The 19,943-nt window shown below is 63.1% G+C and carries 17 protein-coding genes; 15 read left to right on the forward strand and 2 right to left on the reverse strand.

Annotated features, from left to right (window positions below; genetic code table 11):
• The first annotated feature begins 146 nt into the window (after positions 1–146).
• Genes SxD43FB_RS10540 through SxD43FB_RS10565 form a run of 6 tightly spaced genes read left to right on the forward strand, consistent with a single transcriptional unit; the run spans position 147 to position 5,696 of the window.
• Positions 147–1,337 carry a TraB/VirB10 family protein gene (locus tag SxD43FB_RS10540; protein ID WP_217988789.1) on the forward strand — a complete coding sequence of 397 codons (1,191 nt, stop codon included), beginning with the start codon at positions 147–149 and terminating at the stop codon, positions 1,335–1,337.
• A 35-nt stretch (positions 1,338–1,372) separates the two neighbouring features.
• Positions 1,373–1,993 carry a TraV family lipoprotein gene (locus SxD43FB_RS10545; RefSeq protein ID WP_096062133.1) on the forward strand — a complete coding sequence of 207 codons (621 nt, stop codon included), beginning with the start codon at positions 1,373–1,375 and terminating at the stop codon, positions 1,991–1,993.
• Entirely contained in the window at positions 1,990–4,515 is a 2,526-nt protein-coding gene (locus SxD43FB_RS10550) for a TraC family protein (RefSeq protein ID WP_096062134.1), read from the forward strand. Before SxD43FB_RS10545 ends, SxD43FB_RS10550 begins: the two co-directional genes overlap by 4 nt.
• On the forward strand, positions 4,512–4,847 hold the full coding sequence (locus tag SxD43FB_RS10555) for a hypothetical protein (protein ID WP_096062135.1): 336 nt from the start codon (positions 4,512–4,514) through the stop codon (positions 4,845–4,847). Before SxD43FB_RS10550 ends, SxD43FB_RS10555 begins: the two co-directional genes overlap by 4 nt.
• Positions 4,848–4,891: 44 nt before the next feature.
• Positions 4,892–5,077 (forward strand): hypothetical protein, encoded by a 186-nt coding sequence (locus SxD43FB_RS10560; protein ID WP_096062136.1) that lies wholly within the window; start codon positions 4,892–4,894, stop codon positions 5,075–5,077.
• Positions 5,070–5,696: a conjugal transfer protein TraW gene (locus tag SxD43FB_RS10565; protein ID WP_096062137.1), complete on the forward strand. Its 627-nt coding sequence runs from the start codon at positions 5,070–5,072 to the stop codon at positions 5,694–5,696. The genes SxD43FB_RS10560 and SxD43FB_RS10565 overlap by 8 nt, the downstream gene beginning before the upstream one ends.
• Here the strand turns inward: SxD43FB_RS10565 and SxD43FB_RS25235 are convergent.
• A complete protein-coding gene (locus SxD43FB_RS25235) occupies positions 5,672–5,845 on the reverse strand; it encodes a hypothetical protein (RefSeq protein WP_176482745.1) in 174 nt (57 codons plus the stop codon). The two genes, SxD43FB_RS10565 and SxD43FB_RS25235, sit on opposite strands and share 25 nt — an antisense overlap.
• A gap of 111 nt (positions 5,846–5,956) precedes the next feature.
• Between SxD43FB_RS25235 and SxD43FB_RS10570 the strand changes: the two genes are divergently transcribed.
• The 7 genes from SxD43FB_RS10570 (at position 5,957) to SxD43FB_RS10600 (ending at position 13,213) form a co-directional block, all read left to right on the forward strand.
• On the forward strand, positions 5,957–6,925 hold the full coding sequence (locus SxD43FB_RS10570) for a TraU family protein (RefSeq protein ID WP_176482746.1): 969 nt from the start codon (positions 5,957–5,959) through the stop codon (positions 6,923–6,925).
• A 301-nt stretch (positions 6,926–7,226) separates the two neighbouring features.
• On the forward strand, positions 7,227–9,179 hold the full coding sequence (locus SxD43FB_RS10575; protein ID WP_255245668.1) for a hypothetical protein: 1,953 nt from the start codon (positions 7,227–7,229) through the stop codon (positions 9,177–9,179).
• Entirely contained in the window at positions 9,176–10,282 is a 1,107-nt protein-coding gene (gene traN / locus SxD43FB_RS10580) for a conjugal transfer protein TraN (protein WP_096062139.1), read from the forward strand. The genes SxD43FB_RS10575 and traN overlap by 4 nt, the downstream gene beginning before the upstream one ends.
• Complete coding sequence (locus tag SxD43FB_RS10585; RefSeq protein WP_255245669.1) at positions 10,254–11,147, forward strand: type-F conjugative transfer system pilin assembly protein TrbC; 894 nt, start codon at positions 10,254–10,256, stop codon at positions 11,145–11,147. The genes traN and SxD43FB_RS10585 overlap by 29 nt, the downstream gene beginning before the upstream one ends.
• Positions 11,119–11,718 carry a S26 family signal peptidase gene (locus SxD43FB_RS10590; RefSeq protein WP_096062140.1) on the forward strand — a complete coding sequence of 200 codons (600 nt, stop codon included), beginning with the start codon at positions 11,119–11,121 and terminating at the stop codon, positions 11,716–11,718. The genes SxD43FB_RS10585 and SxD43FB_RS10590 overlap by 29 nt, the downstream gene beginning before the upstream one ends.
• Positions 11,719–11,762: 44 nt before the next feature.
• Complete coding sequence (locus tag SxD43FB_RS10595; protein WP_255245681.1) at positions 11,763–12,617, forward strand: conjugal transfer protein TraF; 855 nt, start codon at positions 11,763–11,765, stop codon at positions 12,615–12,617.
• A gap of 38 nt (positions 12,618–12,655) precedes the next feature.
• The gene (locus SxD43FB_RS10600; protein ID WP_255245682.1) at positions 12,656–13,213 is read left to right on the forward strand and encodes a hypothetical protein; all 558 of its coding nucleotides are present in this window, start codon (positions 12,656–12,658) and stop codon (positions 13,211–13,213) included.
• Positions 13,214–13,233: 20 nt separating this feature from the next.
• On the opposite strand, the gene SxD43FB_RS10605 is transcribed toward SxD43FB_RS10600, so the two are convergent.
• A complete protein-coding gene (locus SxD43FB_RS10605) occupies positions 13,234–14,373 on the reverse strand; it encodes an ATP-binding protein (RefSeq protein ID WP_255245670.1) in 1,140 nt (379 codons plus the stop codon).
• A gap of 134 nt (positions 14,374–14,507) precedes the next feature.
• Here SxD43FB_RS10605 and SxD43FB_RS10610 point away from each other — a divergent pair, with 134 nt between their 5' ends.
• Both SxD43FB_RS10610 and SxD43FB_RS10615 read left to right on the forward strand, forming a co-directional pair.
• Positions 14,508–15,929, forward strand: a complete 1,422-nt coding sequence (locus SxD43FB_RS10610) for a conjugal transfer protein TraH (protein WP_096062143.1) — start codon at positions 14,508–14,510, stop codon at positions 15,927–15,929.
• A 24-nt stretch (positions 15,930–15,953) separates the two neighbouring features.
• Positions 15,954–19,706: a conjugal transfer protein TraG N-terminal domain-containing protein gene (locus tag SxD43FB_RS10615; protein ID WP_096062215.1), complete on the forward strand. Its 3,753-nt coding sequence runs from the start codon at positions 15,954–15,956 to the stop codon at positions 19,704–19,706.
• The last annotated feature ends 237 nt before the right edge of the window (positions 19,707–19,943 follow it).

Genomic DNA, 19,943 nt, shown 5'->3' on the forward strand with positions numbered 1-19,943 from the left:
ATGGAGGCGAGCCAGGCAATGCTGCCCCGAAGTCTATGTCCAGTCCTGAAAGTCATGCGGGGCAACAGGGATATTCACGCGCGCCCAAGGTCGAGACAGCACCTGGCAAAGCGCCCCTGGAGCTACGCGGCCCTGCCCTACTGGATATGCGGAGCCACTGGGCCGCGCTCAGCGCGAGCCAGAAACTGCGGTGCAAGCAGGCAGGCGTTGGTGTCGGCGTCCTGATCCTGGGATATGGGCTATACACGGCCAGCAGCGGGTCAAGCGCCCCTACCGATCTTCCACCCAGTGCGTCCAAGATGGACATGGGTGCTGGCCTGCGCGGCGACAGCCTCGAGCTCAAGATGCGCGGGGACCTAAAGAAGATCCTGGACGGGCAATCGCTCCTTGGCGACAGGGTCAGCGCGATCGAGGAAGGGAAGATCGGAACAGTGGGCCAAGGGAGCCCTTCGGACTTGTCCAGCGACCTGCCGCCCGCCTTCCCTGGCAGCGACATACCCGCCTATCCGCCGGGGCAAGGCGGCACTTCGACCACTGGCACCGACGAGGTTCCGCCGCCGCCCATGCCGCCGACGGCCCCCCCTGCGCCGCCGCAGGAAAAGGTCATCGGCGCGATTGGCAGCGCCACGAGCGCGACGCCCATCGCGACGGGCGACGCCCCGAGCAGCCCCGGCGCACCCAAAAAAAAAGCCCGGACGATCTATTTGCCGCCTGGTTTTATGAAGGCGCGGCTGCTGACAGGGATCGACGCGCTCGCAAGCCGGGATGCGACGAGCAATCCCGAGCCGCTGATCGCCCGGGTTCAGGCGCCTGCGGTGCTGCCCAATGACGTCAAGGCGAACCTGGCGGGCTGTTTTGTGATCGGCAACGCCACTGGCAGTCTCGCCAAGGAGCGGGTCGAGGTCCAGCTCGTGTCGCTGTCCTGCGTGGATTTCGACGCGCGATCGGTCGTGGATCAACCGATCAAGGGCTTTTTTGTCGATACCGACGGCAAGAAGGGCCTGTCGGGCAAGGTCGTTACTCGCGCCGGCGCCGCGCTCGCTCGCTCTTTCATTGCGGGGACCATCAGCGGCTTCTCGCAGACCATCGAATCGAGTCTTGGCGACGTCTCGACCTCGGCGCTCGGCAATGTGCGCAGCCTTGACCCCAGTGAAGCGGCGCAGGCGGGACTCGCGGGCGGCCTTTCCAAATCATCGGACAAGCTCACCGACTTCTATCTCGACCTGGCGCGTCAGGCCGGACCCATCGTCGAGGTCGGCGCCGCCAAGGACGTGGTGGTCGTGATCCAGGAGGGCGTGACCCTCGAGATCAAGCCAAGCGCTGGAGCCAAATTCTGATGCGCCCGTACCCCCCATATTCGGAGATTTCCGCCATGTCGTCTCGCGCCCGCAGCCCGGCATTCGCTAGGTGCCTATGGCTCGCGCCTATTCTAGTCGCCATATCGGGATGCACGAGCCTTGGCTCTCTCATGTCGCCCTATTCGGAGAAATTCTCCTGTAAGAATAGCGACCACGGGCAGTGCATCCATCCCGACAAGGCCTATGCCGACGCAGTGGCGGGATGGGCTTCGCGATCGGACCCGTCGGTCACCCGTGACAAGGCGATGCTGAAACTGGCGCAGGACGGTGGTCGGGACGGGGCGCGTGCAGCCCCCACCACGGCGCGCGCCCGAGCCGAAGCCGCTAATCCAAGCGCCTATCAAGGCTATCGCGACAGCGTCTATCGCGAATTGCAGGGCCTCATAGAAGCGCCGGTGACGCCGATGCTTAAGGCCTCGCGCACGGTGCGCACACTGATCATGCCCTATGCCGACCGGGCGCGTCCCGACCGGCTCTATATGCCCCGTTATGTCTATTCACTGCTGGATCGGCCACAATGGGTGATCGGTGACTATCTGGTAGATCCTGTATCTTCAGCCGCCAAGGCACCGATCCTCGACCAGGTACAAGATAAGCCGCTCGACGAGACAGCGCTTGAAGGACCCCGGCCATGAAGGTCCCGGGAACACGCACAGGCGGCGGCATGACATTCGCCGCCTTGCGGCGCAGCGTCTCGCGAGACGCCTATTCTGATTATCTTCCGATGGTCGCCTGGGACGAAAGCGAAGAGGCCTTTCTCTGTATCGACGATGGCTGGGGCTATGCCTGGGAACTTGTGCCGTCCGCCTATATGTTCGCCCATGTGCATGGTGCGCTCCAGGGCCTGCTCAACATCCATTTCCCGCCTGGTACGGTCGTACAGATCCATGCCTTTGCCGATCCGCTGATCGACGACGCGCTCGACGCTTTTCTGGACCTCAAGACCCGCGACGATCCGCTCATCCAGGCATCAGCGCAACAGACCTATGCCTATCTTCATGAAGGGCGCCATGGACTCGATGCCCTCCACGGCATTCCGATCCGGAACTTCCGCAGTTTCCTTTCGGTCAAGACCCGGCAAAAGATCGGCAGCGACATGCGGCGGCAGATCGAAGAGCAGCTTGCCAAGCTCGGCATTCGTCGCATGCCACCGCAGGGGCTTGTCTCCTTCTATCGCCGAATTTTCAACGGCGTCTTTGCGCGCGCACCCGGGGTGTTCGCCCAGGGCGAGGATGGCAATCCCGCGCGCCCCGTGCGCAAGCAGATCATCGATGCCGGCCCTGACCTCGTGTTCGAGGGGCCCGAGGTGTTCCTGGGCAACCAGGTTGCGCGGTGCCTGACCCCCAAGTCGCCTGCGCGGCGGGTGACGGCCGAACGCGCCAACCGGCTGACCGGCGGCATGCGCGGGTCGTCCGAGGACAGCGATCAGATCGGCGGGCCCTTCCTCTACACGTTGAATATCCTGTTCGATCACAGCGCATTCGAGATCCACAAGCGCGCGCAGATCCTCTCGGCTCAGAAGGCGGCTGGTTCGTTCGCGGTCGAGGTCGGCAAACAGATTGAGGAGATCGGCTGGGTTCTCGATGAAGCGGGTAACAGCAAATTTGTGTCTGTCATCCCAACGGTCTGGCTGTTCGGCCAAACCCGCGCACAGGCACGCGAGATGGCTGCGCGGGCCAAGCGCCTGTGGGAAAGCGAGCCACTCCCGTTCATGATGCAGGAGGAGAGCTATCTCAATCCTGTGCTGCTGGCGATGAGCCTCCCCTTCGGCCTGTATCCTGAAGGCCGCACGATAAAGCTGCTTGAACGCGACCTCCGCATGCCGGTGAAAGCTGCGGTCCTGATGGCGCCTATCCAGACCGACTTTCGCGGCGGCGGGCGCCCGGCCCTTCTTTACACCGGGCGAAAGGGGCAGCTCATCACGCTCGATCTCTTCGACGCGCGCATCAACAATTATAATTTTATCGTCTCGGCCGAGTCCGGCGCGGGCAAGAGCTTCCTGCTCAACAATCTCTGCCAGCAATATTATGCGAGCCAAGCGCTCATCCGGATCATCGATATCGGCGGCAGTTATCGCAAGCTCTGCACCCTCTGTTCGGGCCGTTATATCGACATCGGCGAGGAGCATCTGGTCCTCAACCCGTTCGACATGGGGCTGGCGATCGATGGCGATGATCGCCAGTCAGCGATCGCCATGGCGGTGGCGATCGTTGCCGAAATGGCCAACGCGGCAACCCGCAAGGGTGTTTCAACATCGCAATGGAACCTGTTGAAATCGGCTGTCCAATGGGCGATCGAGACAGGCCGGGCCGCCGACGGCATCGACGCGGTACGCAGTTGGCTCGGATCCTATCCGGCACATATCGCAAGCGATCTCGACCGGGTCGATCATCTCGTTCCGGTAGCGCGCGAACTGGCCTTCAACCTGCGCGATTTTGCGAGCGACGGCGCTTATGGCCATTATTTCAATGGCCCGTCGACGCTCGATATTTCGAGCGACGAGTTCGTCGTGCTCGAACTCGAGCGCCTCAAGAATATGCCCGATTTGTTCAACGTCATCGTCATGGTGGTGGTGAATGCGGTCACGCAGGAGCTCTATCTTTCAGGCCGCGAACGACCGCGGTTCGTGCTGTGCGACGAGGCCGCGCAATTCATGAGCAAGAGCGAGGGGCAAGACATGTCGCGGCTCGCCGAAGCCTTTGGTCAGGGCTACAGGCGGGCCCGCAAATATCAGGGCAGCTTCGGCATCGTCCTCCAGTCGATGAACGACCTGCTGCTGTTCGGCGGCACGGGCCAGGTCATCCTGGAGAATGCCGCGACGCGGTTTCTGCTGCAGGGATCGACCTATGACAAGGCGGTCGAAAACAAGATCCTCGACTATTCCGGCTTCGTTCTCGATCTCCTCAAATCTGTCCGAAACAACAAGCCCAATTATAGCGAGGTCTTTATCGACTCGCCGCTGGGCCTGGGGATCGCGCGCCTCGTCGTCGATCCCTTTTCCTATTGGATCAACACTTCGGCCCCCAACGAAGTCGCCGCCTTCGAGCGGCTCCTCGCGCGCGGCGCTTCACCGCTTGAGGCGGTGTGCGAACTGGCCGGCGTCGATCCCGCGCAGCTTCTCGGCCGGCAGGCCCAGCCTGGAAAGGTGGCGTCATGAACCGCGAGACGACAAATGGTGCCCAGTTCGCGCTCGGACTCGAGCGACATGCCGCCCTCGAACAGGAGATCGAAGCCCGCGTCGCCGAACGCGCAAAAGCGGAAGCCTGGCTCTGGCGGTTTCGGCTGATCACCGTCGAGACGATCATGATGGCGACGCTGATCGTCGTGGCCGGACTTTGCCTCGGTAAGCCGATCGCTGAAATCCTGCGAGCAGCGATACTGGTAGCAGCGGCTTGCTTTGCCAGCGGTATGCTGCTGCTCGGGCTCTCGGCAGGTGCCGGTCTGAGTTGGAGCGCTCTTGCAAAGCGCTGGCGGCGGTGGCGGTCATGACCGGCATAGTGTCGTCCTCCCCTTCGCCGGGGCCTGCTCGCCTCATGGTGGGCGCGCTGCTCCAGTCGATGCTCGCCTGCCTCCTCTTCCTGCGCGCGCCCGATCCTTGCGCCACGATGCTTCGGGTCGCGGTCATGATGATGATGCTTTTGAGCATCGGCGCTTTTGTGCTCGCTCTGATGGGCGAGCGACCGGATCGCTACTGCCACAGGAGGCAGTACCATGGCTGACACGCGCGGATTTGCGATCCTTCTCCTCATCTCGACTACCTCCCCGACTTCCACGCAGGCTGCCACAGCGACGATCGGCCGCACTTGGCCGATCGCGGAGCCCGACGCGCTGAGCGAGATTGAAGCGCGGGCCGCGCAACAGCCTGCCGATATGGCGGGCAGTTTCGGCCCACGCAGTGGATGGTCCGCGATGCGCGCGGCTTCGCTTGGTCTGGCGAGTCAAGCCCGCACCCGCTTCGTCGTGCCCTTTTACACACTCGAGTTCGACATCAAGCTCCCCGACGGGACGATGCTCTATCCCAAGGGGTTCACCTTCAATCCCCTGAGCTATGTCTCGCTGCCCCAGCGTCTCGTCATTGTGCATCCGCGCGATCTTGGCTGGGCGCTACGCCAGGCCCGGCCCGCCGACTTTATTCTTCTGACCGCAGGCGATGCTTTGGCTTTGGGCGAACAGGTCGGCCGACCACTCTTCATTCTTGAAGAACGCGTCAAAGACAGGCTCGGGCTGACGGTCGCGCCGGTCATTGTCACGCAAGCGGGACAGCGGCTCGTTCTGCAGGAATATGCGCCGCGCGACTTAATCTGGAAGACGGCTCACCGGGTGGAGATCGTCCGATGATAGCGATGGATGGCCGCGCGCATCGTATGCGTTGCAGGCTTTGGATGATCCAGAGCCTGAAAAAATGCCGCGACATCCCTGGGCTGCAAAAGCGTCCGCTCGATCGCGCGCTCACCGGTCGTGCTTGCCTGTCCATTGAATGCCGCCATGTCACTGATCCTCGTCACAATCTTCGTAGGGTCCTACAAGTCATATCGGCATCCCTGCCACTCACACGCTGGCGGCTTCCGATCGGCCAGTTCACGCTGGCCCTAGGATTGTTGATCTCCATCTCAACGCCAATACCCGCTCAAGCGTCGAAATGCGAGGCCGGCACGATCTTCAATCCGATCACGAAGGTACGCTGGACCTGCATTTTCCCCATCACGATCGGCGGCGTGAAAGTCGGGAGTTTCGACAAGCTCGACAAGGAACTCGACGCCCAGTCGGCAAGCAAGCCGCTTTGTGCCTGCCGTAAAGGCGCGAGCTTCTGGTTTGGCGTGAAGGTCAGCTTCTGGTCGCCAAACCGCATGGTCGATGTCGTCACTGAGCCAGGATGCATGATGGCGCTGGGCGCTGATCTGATGCCGACCGGCGGCAAGCTCCAAGGTAGCCAGAGTTCAATCGCCGATGGAACGAACACGCGTAAGATGTTCGCGCAGATGCACTATTATATCGCGCCGGTCTGGAAGATGCTCGACATGTTCACCGATCTGCCGTGCATCAAGGATGACGGTTTCGACGTCGCGATGATCACCGAGGTTCTACCGACGTGGCAATCGGGGACGCTTGGCGCGATCATCCAGCCCGAAGGCATATTGTTCGGTAATCCCGCCGCCGGCCTTGCCTGCATGGCAGACAGCGCGGCTGCCGCGGCGGGCAAGGTCATCGACCCGCTCTTCTGGTGCGTGGGCTCCTGGGGCGCCACCTACCCGATCGCTGGCGACATCCACTTCGGGGATAGCGTCGAGGCCTGGGCGGGCCTCGCCGCCCGGGGCACGTTCATGATGGGACGCCTCGGCGCGCTCACCATCTCCTCGGCGGACGGCTGCTCGTTCAAGCCGCAGCCGATCTGGACCAAGAGCCGTTACAAGCTCCAGATCATGGAGCCGGTCAAGGGCGGAAAATGCGTTAATGTCGGCCGCCCCGGCGCGCTCTGGTCGTCGGCCAAACACGCCCCTGGCAAAGACAATGCCCAATTCATGTTGTTCGAAAAGGTGATCTGCTGCGCTGGAATCCCGGTGCCATGACCAGACCACCCAGCAGATGCATCGCGCGTGACCGACAGGTCTCCCGGTCTGCCCGCCACAGCCCCCAAGGCCGGCTGGACGCGCGCGGTGCAGGAGCGGCGTCGACGCCCCCTGACGGCGCCGCTCCACCCCTCATGCCCCCCGCTGTTACTTGCCTTTGCCGCGGCTCGGCAGCCCATGCTCCGACACACCGGGCGAAGGCGATGCTTGCGATCTACGAGGGCCAGGCGGTGTTTCGGCTCTCGTCGGGTAACCTCTTTCGTTTCCGGGCCGCCAGCCGCGGCCTCGCGGAAGAGCGACCATGACGCGCCCAGTTCGCCTCCTCTTATGTGCCGCGTCGCCGCTAATCCTGCATGCCATGGCGCTTGCGCAAGCCACGTCGCCGACGGTTGAGGAGCGCGCGCGGGCCGCCGCCGCCGCGTCGCGCGCGCGAACGGCCGACAGCGACGCGCTGCGGTCCAATGTCGTGACACCAGGGCTCGCCGGGCAGCCGATCGCAACTGTCGATGGCAAGAGCAGCTTCACCCCTTCGATCAACTGCCAGAAGACCGCAACCTTGCTTGAGCTGCTGGTCCAGCCCGGAACCACGGGCGACCTGGGCCAGGTACGGATCGCGCGCGACCGGGACTTTGACGGCACCTTTGATAGCCAGACTCTACTCCCGGTGGCGGTATCGGGCGTATGCGCCAATGGCGTCATCGCCTGTGATCCCGGCACCTGGGAGGGATGCCGCGCCTTTGCGTGGAGCGTCGATGAAAGCCAGAATATCGGCCTCACGCAATCAGCGATGACGCAGCTTGCGGGCTGCTACTGCCTCAACAATAGCTGCGGGTCCAATCTCGCCTGGGGCAATATGGCAGGCGTCCTCAAGGATCTGGGCGGCGGCGTCGTCGGCGCTCTCACAACGGCCGATCCCCGCATCGGGGTGGCCCAGGCGCAGGTCGAAGGTCCGGTCATTCGTTATACAGGGGCGCAGACGACCGCTTGCGCGACGAACCCGACAGTCGATCAGGTGAGATACAAGGCAGGGCCCACGCTTCTGGCAGGCGACGCCGAGGCGGTGTCTGCTGCGAGTTCGATATTCCAGGCTATCAAGGCGTCGCCGGCGGGTCTGGGAAAAGCAGAGCAGATCTCCGCCTGTACCATAAGCCGCGAGATCAGCATGTCTTCACCCGACCCGCAGGCGATCATCGCGCGCGCATCCGGGGGATATGCCACCACCACGCCGACCCCTGACCGGCTCTCCTTTCTGATGGGATCGCCTGGCGACGATAGCCTTAAGGGCGGCAAATGTCGGCTGTTCGATTTCAGGATGACGATCGACGTGCACGATCGCGATCGCCTCAAAGCGGTTCGGCTGGCGCGCTATTATGCGGATGACTGGGCGCAGGTACGGGTGGACGGGGAGCTGGTGACATCGGGTCCGACCACATGGACAGGCCTCGGGTTGCCGCCAGGCAAATGCGAAAAGGGCGGCCCGTTCAACGCCGCGCCGGGCCTTGATCTCACGGACTATATGACGCCGGGCTCGCACGAGGTCTGGCTTCGCGTGGCGGTGGGCGACGAAGGCGAGGCCTTTGCCCAGATTGATGCCGACCTGGACCTTGCCTGTCGGGCGAGCGAGAGGGTGGTTGATCTGTGTGCTGGCTATGCCGGTCAGTCCCAATGTCATCTGAAAGATGAGACGGTTGATGGCGTAGCGACCTTTCGAAGCGGCGTCGGTACGGGTCTATCACCTCTCCCACAGACCCGGACAGTCGGCACCGGGACTTGCACGACCCAGCTTACCCGCGACTTCTTCCTGCGCGAACGGCGCTATGCCTGCGCTATCGACACCGGAGGCCAAACACCCCCTGACCTATCCCGCGGCGCCTACATCATCGACAGATCGACCGAGACCCTGTTGGCCGACAGGGCGCGCACCGCAGATGGTGGCGTTGCGCAGACCACCCGCCCCTTTGCTTTGCCCGGACGCGGTTCCGTGCCGGCCTGCGAACCAATCTGCAAAACGAGGGCAGCACGCGTGAACAGCGACGCCGCGCCCGATGGCGTGGTCAGCGCGCTGCAGAACAGCCCTCAAGGCTGGGACATATATTATCACACTTGCATCGCCGACAATGTCTGCCCTGCAGGCGACAGTGAGGAGATCGTCTCGGCCTGCGGCTGCCTCGACGATTTCCCCGAAGCCGTGGCAATGATGCAGACGGTCAGGCTCGCGGGCGCCGACCTTGTCTGCACGGCCACCGCGCCATGAGCGGCCGCAATGCTTTCACGGCCGCAATCGTGCTCTTGCTCGCTACCTGCGCGCAGCCCCAGGTCGCGACTGCGCAGACGCAAGTCACGCAGCAATGGCTTTGCGCGGTCGATCGCAACGGCAATGGCGATGCGGCCGATGAAGGCGAGATAGCCGGATGCGGCACGGTGGAAGGGGGGCAGCATTTGTGCGCCATCGACCAGGTCGGCTGCAAGCGGGACGCGGACCAACATTATGCCTGCCCGCTTGGGGCCCAATATGCCTGCCTCTCGCCCGACGGCATCGCGCCGCCCAGTTGCTCGCCCCATGCCTGCATCGATACGGGTGTGCATCCGATCGAGACCGATGTTCCGACCGATGATCCCGGAACACCGGCGGATGGCGCGGTCGACGCAGACGGTAATTGCCTCGGCACGATCGAGATATTCGGCGGCCGCAAGCTTCGCTGCCGGACGCCCGGCCTCAGTGTCACCTTCCAGAATTGCTGCAAGGACAAAGGCAAGATCGTGAAGGACGGGATGGGGTCCTCGATCAGTGCGATCGGCACCAAGATCGCGGTCGCCAAGGGCGTGTTCACTGGCATGAAGGCGGCTTATACCGCGTTCCGGGCGGGCGCGAGCGCGGGACAGGCGGCGAGCGCCGGCGCCAACGCGCTCATCGTCGGCATCGACCCGACCTCGATCGCCATCAGCCTCGCCATCAACTTCATGATGGAGGTCCTGCTCCAGGGTTGCGACCAACAGGATATGGAGGCCGGCATGTTGCGGGGCTCGGGCATGTGCCATGAGGTCGGCACCTACTGCTCGTCCAAGATATTGGGGATCTGCGTCCAGAAGGCGAAGAGCCAGTGCTGTTTCAACAGCAAGCTCGGCCGCATCATCCAGGAACAGGGTCGCCCGCAGTTGAAGGCGTTTGCCAATGGCTGGGGCGAGGTCAGATCGCCCGACTGCCGCGGCTTTACCCCCCACGAATTCCAGGCGCTCGACTTTAGCCGCATGGATTTGTCCGAATATTATAGCGAGATCGAAGCCCGGTCGGCTGATCTCATCCAGTCCGACATGGAGGAGCGCGTCGATGCGTATCTCAAGGCCGTCCAGCCTTAGTTTGGGGGCTGCTCTGGCGATGGCGGGCGTGTCTTGCGCCCTCGCCCAGACGCCTGAAGACCAGCAAAAAACAGACGCTGGTCCCGCGATCGGCGCGCCGGCAACCGGCGCAAAAGCGATGGAGGCCCTGGTCAAGGCGCGTGCCCGCCAGAAGGAGGCGCCATCGGCGCGGTCCCCGTCGCCCGTTCCACCCACGCCTTCCACGCCGATGCGCAATCGGGCCTTTGAGGCGCTGCGATCTCGAAAACCCTCCCCTGTCCTGGAAGAACGCGCGCGGGCGGCACGGCTGGCAGGCGAGGCGCAGCTTGCGCGGGACCGTGAAGCGATGGGCAAGCGGTTGGCTCAAGCACTGGGCCTGGAAGCGCCCTCAACACAGGCGATCGTCGACGCGGTCGCGCCCGCAGCCACCCGAGCCTGGGTGCCGGTCCTGTTCGTCTCCTCCTCGATGCCGATCACGACGCTACGGACCTATGCCGGGCACCTCGAGCGCGCGCACGGGGTTCTTGCTTTTCGCGGCATGCCCGGCGGGCTGACCAAAGTCAGCCCGATGGCGAAGCTCTCGGCGCAGATATTGCGCCGTGATCCAGGCTGCGAGGGACCAGCCTGCGCGATGCGCGACGTGCAATTGATCGTCGATCCGATCCTGTTTCGGCAGCATGGCGTCGCACGAGTACCCGCGCTTGGGCTCCTGCCGGGCGATCCGACCCAGCCCTATTGCGAGCGGGAGGAGGATGGTCCCGCCTCGGTTCGAGCCGCGCATCTCGTGTATGGCGACGCGGCCCTTTCCGGAATGTTCGAAGCCTATGCACGGCTCGGCGGCAAGGAGGAGGTGCGCGATGCTCAAACTCGCCTGGAACGTCGCTAGGCTTAGCTGGCCCATGGTCCGTGACCTGCCCCGGCAAGTTGCCGATGCACTGGGCCAGGCTGGGCCCGACAGGCCATCCATGCCTGCACGGTTATGGAAGGCCATGGCTGTCGTCTGCGCGATTGCCCTCCTCGTCTGGTGGGCGCTGCCACAATTTATCTGGGTCCGCAGCCCTTCGATCGATGCGTTTGCTGTCCGTAAATCGCCCGGCGTCATCGCCCGACACGACCTGGTGATGTTCGAATTGCATCACCCGCTTGCTGGCCCTTTACCGGTTACAATCACCAAATATGCGCTTTGCCTGCCAGGCGATCGCCTCGCATCCTTCACCTTGCGCTCCGATCATTATCCCGGGCGCACCGATGCCGCCTTCTTCTGCAACGGGACGCTACTGGGTGTGAGCAAAGCCCATGGACGGAACGGACAGCGGCTTGACTATTTTCGCTGGAAAAACGGTCCGATCCCCAAGGGCCGGGCCTATATCGGGTCTTCCTACAAGGACGGGTTCGACAGCCGCTATTTTGGCTTGGTCCCGATCGCCAAACTGGTGCGGATGGAGCGGGTGTTGTGACGGGGGCGGCTAATCTAGTTGTGGTCACAGCCATCCTTGCCCTCATCCAGAGCGCCGCACTGGGCGCCGAGCCAACGCCGCCGTCAACGAAGGTCCGCCAAGGCTATTGGTGGTATGAGGCGCCGCCGCCGCCCAAGGCGCAAGCAAATGAGGCCGAGAATCCGCCGCTTGTAAAGCCGGTCATTCCGCCCATGGCGGAGCTGGCCAGATGGACCCCGCCTAAAATCCGCAAGCTTATCGAAGCCCAGCGCGATTATGCAGCGACTATGCTCACGGTGGACGCGGTTTCGGACTTCTGGCGGTTGCAGGACTTTGCCCGCCGCAAAGCCAGGGCTTTTGCCGGGATCACCCAGATCGCGATGCTCACCCATCCAGAGCTCAACGCCAAATCTGCCAACCCCATGGTCGGCGACGCGCGCGCTGCTCTGGGCGCCCAGAAGGAGGCTGTCCGCCGGGACTATCTGCGCAGCCAGGCACGACAATATGCCCTTGTCATGTTCAGCCGGGAGAGCTGTGGCTATTGCCGGGTGCAATGGCCGATCCTCCAGCGGTTCCAGGAAGATTATGGCTGGCAGGTGATCCGTCAGGATCTCGATGCCCATCCCGAGTTCGGATCCCGGTTCGGCGTCGAGGTGACGCCGACGACGATGGTGATCCGGCGCGACAGTGCACAGCGCATGGTGATCGCGAGCGGCGTCGAGGCGTATCCAAATCTCTCGCAAATGGCCTATCAGGCAGTCAGGCTACTCAACGGCGATATCCGCCCCGAACAGTTCATGACCGGCGCAGGCGAGGAAGGCGGCTTTTTCGATGCCCTGGCCAATGGGCCCGTCGCCCAATCCAGTCTGGCGCCTGATGGCCAAAGGTCGAGTATCACCATCGGGGGCGACGAGCGATGATGGCAAGCAGCAGCCTCAGGCGATCGACTATGGCGGTCATGGCCGGGCTTTGCGCGCTTCCTCCGGGCAGCGCGACGGCTGCCGAGGCGGGCAGGGACATGGCGCGCCGGGCAGCGATACATCCAGTGGTGAGCATTTCTGATCTGCAGACCTGGCTCGCACGCATACCGGCAACAAGAGATTTCCCGCCTGACCTCGCCCAGACACTGCGCGGCAGTTCCAGCCTGTTCCTGATCGAGATGAGCACGGCACCGGGCTGCATTCCCTGTGCCGACCTCTGGGCGCGGCTCGCCCGGTTTCGCACGCGCTATGGATGGCGGGTTCACACAATCACACCCCAAAGCGCGCTTTTGCGGTCGGGGCGACTGGGGCTTCCCTGGGTTGGTCACCCGGTGGCCTGGGTACGCCCGCTTGATGATGAGGACCGTACTGTGCCCATAGCGATCGGCACCGATCTCGATGTCAATCTGGCTCGCAATGCCTATCTGGCCGCCAAAATACTGACGGGCGTCAAGCCGTCCGTGGGGGTGCGGGCGATGTCGAAATTTTCAGGCCTTGTTGGAGCGAGCCGGCCAGCAAAGGTGCCCCGGCGATGAGCTTTGCCGGCGCTCTTCGATCACGCGCGCGCGCGCAGCATCTGCCCGGCCGTTTCAAGCGGCATCACCATGATGTCGGCAGACAGGGGATAAGTCTCGCTGCCAGGATAGATGACGATCTGGCGCTGTGGCCTCAGATCCTGGCATGCGTGATGAAAACCGCGTTCGACCTTGGGCGAAAGGCTGCGCTTTACCTCATAGACCCACAAATCGCCCCCTGGCAGCGTGATCAGAAGATCGATCTCCGCGCCGGCGGCGGTGCGATAGAAATTGGCGAGACTGCCTTCAGGCGCCGCTGCGATCAGACTTTCTATAACAAAGCCCTCCCAGCTACCGCCAGCCACGGGATGCCCAAGAACCGCCTCTTCGTTGCCAAGGCCAAGCAGGGCATGGACCAGGCCGCTGTCGCGTACATAGATACGCGGCGATTTGACGAGCCGCTTGGCGGTGTTGCTGTGCCAGGGCTCGAGCCTGCGAACGAGCAGCAGATCAACGAGCAGATCAAGATAGTTGGCGATCGTCTTGGAATCGAGACCGAGGCCTCGTGCAAAGTCCGAAGCGTTCATCAGGCCAGATTGCTGATGGGCCAGCATCGTCCAGAAGCGCCGCAATGTCTCGGCGGCTATTCTGGGGCCGAGCATGGGTATGTCCCGCTCGAGATAGGTGCGGATGAAGTCCTGCCGCCAGCGCAGACTGGAGCGCTCGCTGGCCCCAAGAAAGCTGTCGGGGAAACCGCCTCGTACCCACAGCCTGTTCATCGCTTGCGCGTCTACCTCAAGGGCATCGAGCCCCCCCATTTCAAGATAGCTGACACGACCGGCCAGACTTTCTCCCGACTGCGCCAGCAGATCGATCGATGCCGAACCCAGCAGCAGGAAGCGGCCGGATGTAACGCCTGCGCGTCTGCCAGTGTCGATCAATCCCCGCAGGATCTGGAAGAGCCCCGGCAGACGATGCACTTCATCAAGGATCACCAGCTTGTCCTGATGGCCCGAGAGATAAAGCTCAGGCTCACTCAACTTCGCACGATCCGCATCGGATTCCAGATCCAGATAGAGCGAAGGGGTCGTCTTGCCGATCTCGAGCGCCAGCGTGGTTTTACCCACCTGACGCGGTCCCAGCAGCGCCACTGCTGGTGTCGTAGCCAGACGATCGATCAAATCTGTTGTGATATGCCGTTTAATCATCCTCGCATTATTGGAATGAATATCCAAATTTACAAGGTTAAAATACATACTCTGCGGACCTGGCGGACCGACGAAACTCCCATTTTCTCTAAAAGAGGTCTACCGCCATGCAACGTCTGCGTCACTATGCCCTGGCTGCCGGGATTGCCACGCTTGCGACATGTAGCGTCAGTTCACCCGCGCAGGCGCAAGGTTGGGCGGAAAGCTGGTTCGACAATGTCACCTATACGAGCCCTGGCAGCTTCGAAGATCAGACCCGCGGCTATGTGACGGCCGGCGGCATGTCGGGCCGGGTCGATGTCCACAACGACTATCTGATGAGCCTGACAGTCCCCAAGGTAAAGGCGGGTTGCGGCGGCATCGACATGTTTCTGGGCGGCATGTCGTTTCTTGACCCGGACTATCTGGTGCAAAAGCTCGAGAGCATCCTCCAGGCCGCCCCTGCCGTCGCGTTCCAGTATCTGCTCGAGACGCTCGACGAGAAGATGGGCAATATCATCTCGAAGATGGAGGCGGCGACCAACTACCTCAATTCCATCCAGGTCAATGACTGTCGGCTTGCCAATCGCATGGTGCAGATTGGCAAGGGCGACGACAATATGTCGGGGATCATCGAGGAGATGACGGGGTATCGCTCGGTCAAGCAGGGTTTTGCCAAAAGCTACCAGCAAAGCCGCGAAAAGATCGAAGCGAACGCCAACAACCCGACCGAGGATCTGAAGGACGCGCTCGCCAACTGCCCGGCGGAAGTGACGGACATCTTCCGCACCGGCTCGCTCCTGTCCCATGCGGCCGCCCGAGTCGGCGCCAGCAGCTGGGCGAGCGTCATGCGCGCGCGGGTCGGCGACGTCTATATGCGCTGGGACGCGAACGACAAGGTGCCGCTCTTCTCCGCGATCCCGGCCTGCCCGGCGCAAGACAGCGAGTCCCCTGACGATTTCCTCTCCGGCAAGGTCCAGAAGCGCGCGCTCAACATGCCTGCGACCGCGGACGATTGCTCGGCCGACGGGACCAAGGGCGCGCTGGCGCTGGCGCGCGAACGGCTCGAGGCCATTGCGGGCAAGATCAAGACCAAGGCTGCACTGTCGGACGAGGAACGCCAGTTCGTCGCCAATGTGCGCACCCTCCCCGTCTACCGCATGCTCGAATGGGGCGTGCGCCAGGGCGTCGTGGGCTCGGTGATTGCCGACACCGATGAGCTGGTCGCGCTTAGCCTGGCCTATCAGATGCTGAACGACCTCACCCGCACGATCGACTTCGCGCTCACCAATGCCGAACGTGGCGCGAGCGCGGCGGGCGCTGCCGATGGCGCCAGCGCCAATATTTGCCAGACCCGCATCCTCACCAAGGGGCTGGAGCAGTTGCGTGACCTGCGCGAAGAGGTGCTGCGGCAGCGCGCGCAGATGCGCCAATCCTATCTGGCGGCGCTGAATCAGGCGAACCTTTCGGCCAACTATGCCGGGCTCCTTCGCCAGCGCGATCTTGATGCGCGCAACGCCGCCGGCGTCGCCGCCACCCGCAATCGCTAAGCAGGGAGCCGTCAGATGCGCCCGATGCTGCACGCTACCCTTCGTCCCGCCCTTGCCAACCCGATCGCCTGGATCGGCGCGACGTTGAGCCTCCTCCTACCCTCCCCTGCCCTTGCCCTCGAGGCGAGCTACCATAGTTATGACGGCTTTGAAGAAACGGTGGACGCTTTTCGCCTCGTATCGATGATATTTGCCGATCCCCGGTACGAGACTTTGGTGCTGATCATGGCGGTCGCGGGGATTGCGCTGGGCGCTGTACTCGCGAGCATCAGGGGCCAAGGCATGGGCCTCGTTGCCTTCGGCTTCCAGATCCTGATGGGCGTCGGGCTGTTCGTCGGGTTCGTGGCGACCACAGGTACGGTCCATGTCTATGATCGGGTACGCAACGCCTATCAGCCGGTGGGCGACGTCCCCAATCTCCTCGTCCTTGTTGCTGGCACCACCAATCTTATCGAACGCGCGCTTGCCGAGACGATCGACGACAACATACTCGATCCCAATGCCAAGCTGGAGTTCGGGGCGGGCGGCCACGCGTTCAATCTCTTCTTCAATGCTGCGGCGCCCCGTGGCCCCATGACCGACACCTTCCTCGATGCAACGGTCAAGGACTATGTGCGCCAATGCTATCCGGTCGCGCGCGTATCGCCCGCTTATGGCGTGGACGATGACATGCTGTTCCGCACGGCCACCGATCTGCCTGCGGCCTTCGCGGCCATGGCCGGACCGGCCACTTTCTCTACTGCCTACACGCCCGCCGACAAGGGCGGCGTGACGATGAGCTGCGCCGACGCCTGGGACCATATTTCGGCGCGCTTGGCCGAGCCGACTTTGTTCGACGGCTATGTCCGCCAGGCCTGCATCCGTACCGGGTTCGACGTCGACAATGCCGGACAGCTCGCCCGCTGCCGCAGTCAGCTGGGCGAAATGGGCCAGATGATGATGGGCACCACGCTTTCGCTGCAGGCGTTCATGACCGACGTCATGCTGGGCTCGACCGTCGGCGATGTGCTGTTCGAGGACTCCCCGGCCTCCGCAGCGCGGGTCATGGCGAACCGCGCGGTGATCTCCAATGGCCTTGCGACGATGTCGGCGGCCAATGAATGGATGCCGACGATCCGCGCGACGATATTCGGGATCATGCTGTTCATGGTGCCCGTCGCACTCTTGTTCGTGCTGACGCCGATCAACCTGCGGGTTCTCTCCTATGCGCTGGGGCTCTTCGTGTTTGTGGCGCTCTGGGGCGTGATCGATGCCGGTATCTATCAGCTGACCCTTGGCCGGGCGATGGACGTGCTGGCCGAGATGCGTGCCAATCATGTGGCGGCCAATGCCTGGATGCTCGCCCCCTCCTCCGCCATGAAAGCGCTGGCGATCTTCGGGACGTTCCGCACAGCTGCAGCGGGTCTCGCGGGTGCGTTCGTGTTCACGGTGTTCCGCTTCTCGGGCAACATGTTCAGTTCGCTCACCGGCGCGTCAATGGGCGTCCATACCCAGGCGGCTGGCGCTGCAGCGCCGATGGCGACCAGCGAAGGCTATGCTTCGGCGCTTGAGGCGCAGGGGTCGGCGATGGGCACGGCGCACCGCAAGGTGGCTGCGTCCGGGTTCGGCGATTTTGGCGAGCGGACGTCGTTTGCCGCGTCACGTTCGTTCGGCGAGGCGGGCACGATCATCGGCGAGGGCAGTCCTGTGACGCCCGGCCAGACGGCGCTCGGCCTGGGCGGTCTCGACGCGCAGCGGGAAATGGGCACCCTTGCCCCTGCCCTCGCCAAGGGCGACCTGACCAGCCCCGCAGCTGCGCGCGCGGTTCGCGCGAACGCCACGACGGCCGCCATCCATCAATTTGCCGAGAAGGACGCACTGCGTACCCTGGGCAATCGCTATTTCGGCGAGGGGCAGTCAGGTGAGCAGGCCTTTGCTGCCTTTGCCCAGACGATGGTGCAGTGGAAGGCGTTCGGGGACGAGCGCGCCTATGGCATGATGCATCAGGCCGCCTCCCGCCATTATGAGCGTAGCGGCTACAGCCAGGCCGACGCGCAGCTCAAGGCCTCGAGCATCATTGCCGAGGCATCTAGCGACCCTACATTCGGCAAGATCATCGCCAACGCCTATGACAGGCAAGCCATGTTGCGCAACGACCTGACCGGCGCGCAGGTTCAGGTCGGCGCGATGGAGGGCCGGCGTGATTTCGAGGGCACAGACGTCTCGGGCATCGAACGCAGCAACGTCGCGACCGAGCAGGCCCATCGCACTGGCACCAACCAGGGCCAACGCGACGCATCTGCGATGCTGGGTCTGCCGTTACAGGAAACCAGTCGCCGCATCGGCTTCATAAACGCGCTTTCGGGCGAAGCCCGTTCATCCGCCGTCACCCAGCTCGCCCGCGCGACCGGCCGCAACGAAGCCCAGGTCGAAAAGGCTCTCGCTACCTATTCCGCGGCGAGCCAGCTCGGAACCGCCGATGGCGCGACCGCCGAGGCGGCACGCGAGGGCACGAGCGTCTATGGGCGTAGCAGAGAAGCGGCCGGCTACGACTTTGCCGAGCGGTCGGGCAAGCTCGATGCGCAGCGCGAGGTCGGGCCCGACGGCACGCGCAGTGCGGCCCGGATCGGCGAGCAGCGGCGGCAGTCGGAGAATTTCGGATTCGCCGAGGGCGCGGCGGCTGCCGGGACTTCGGTGCGCCAGGCAGCGCATCTCGACAGCTTCATCAAGACCCTCAGCCAGACCGCCGGCAACCAGATCGAAATGGCTGAGGGTGGCGCGGAAGGGATTGCCGACCGGGCGAGGAACGATCGTCTGACCCATATCGTCGATGCCGAGCGCCTGACGCGCATGCAGGGCCTCTTGAAGGCCAATGGCATCGCGATGACCAAGCGGCAGATCGCGATGGACCAGAATGGCGACCTCAGCCTCAACCTCACACCGCAAACGGCGGCCCAGATGTGGAAAGCCGGCCTCTTAAACGAGAGCCAGTTAGGCGCCGTTGCAAATGGCGGTCACGCCCGTTTCAGCTTCGCCAACAACGACCTCCTCGTCTCGTCCAGCGCCGGGTTCGAGAAGAGCGCCCGCAACGACACCAGCACACGTTTTGAGGCCGGAAAGCAGGCGGGGCCTGACACGATCGAGCATTTCCTGGGGGGTGGCGCCGAAGGTCACGCGATGATGGCGAACTGGCTCAAGGGCGGTTTCGAAATGGATCGGCACGGCAATTGGCGGCTGAAACCCCAGGTTGCCGATACCCTCCAGCGCGATGTGCAAGCGGTGATGGCGCAGACCGGGTGGACGCGATCCCTAAGCCGCAGCGCCTCGCATCAGATTTCTAACAATATAACGGTCGGGGCAGAGACTGGCGGACGCTCGTCAACTTTTGGTGAGAAAGATGGCCGAGGTTCGAAAGCTGCCGGGCGGTTAACGTCCGGCCAAGCTGGCTTTAATCTCGCTGGCAGCACCTCCGACACCGGCGCCGGTACCACCAATGCATCTTCGAACATCGACATTGTAAACTACGATGTCAGATCGACTATAGCTCAGGCTGAGAAAGCATCCGCGCGATCCAGCAGGCCAGAGCAGACTTTCACGATGGAACTGAGCCGTCAAATTCTTGCGGCCGACGGACTTAGAAACCGCTATTTGGGAGAGGCTGACGCCGGGCGAGGCGTTTTCGATGCAACTGCTCCCATGACATCTTTCGAGCAGACTGAGATATTGCGGAAAGGTCGCTTTTCCGGCGATGACAGTAACAGCCCTATCGACGGAGACCCCACGTTTAAGAAGCGCTAACCCGTCCTAGCAGTTTATTCCGCGTGCTGTTGGCGTTGAAAGAAACTCATCGGATTTGCTGGATGTTGGTGCCAGTACGGGTCTGATGGATCGGCTGGCTTATTGCCATGCCGCAGACCCTGCCACTCGCAAGCGCTCTCCCACGCCTCCTCTTCGCTCACAGCGACCATCGTCCCGTATTTGGATCTCCAAGACGCTCGGAAATATCCGAAGCCAAGCCCAATGATGACCAGATAG

Origin of the sequence: Sphingobium sp. D43FB (genome assembly GCF_002312805.1) — a bacterium.
Classification (GTDB): Bacteria; Pseudomonadota; Alphaproteobacteria; order Sphingomonadales; family Sphingomonadaceae; genus Sphingobium.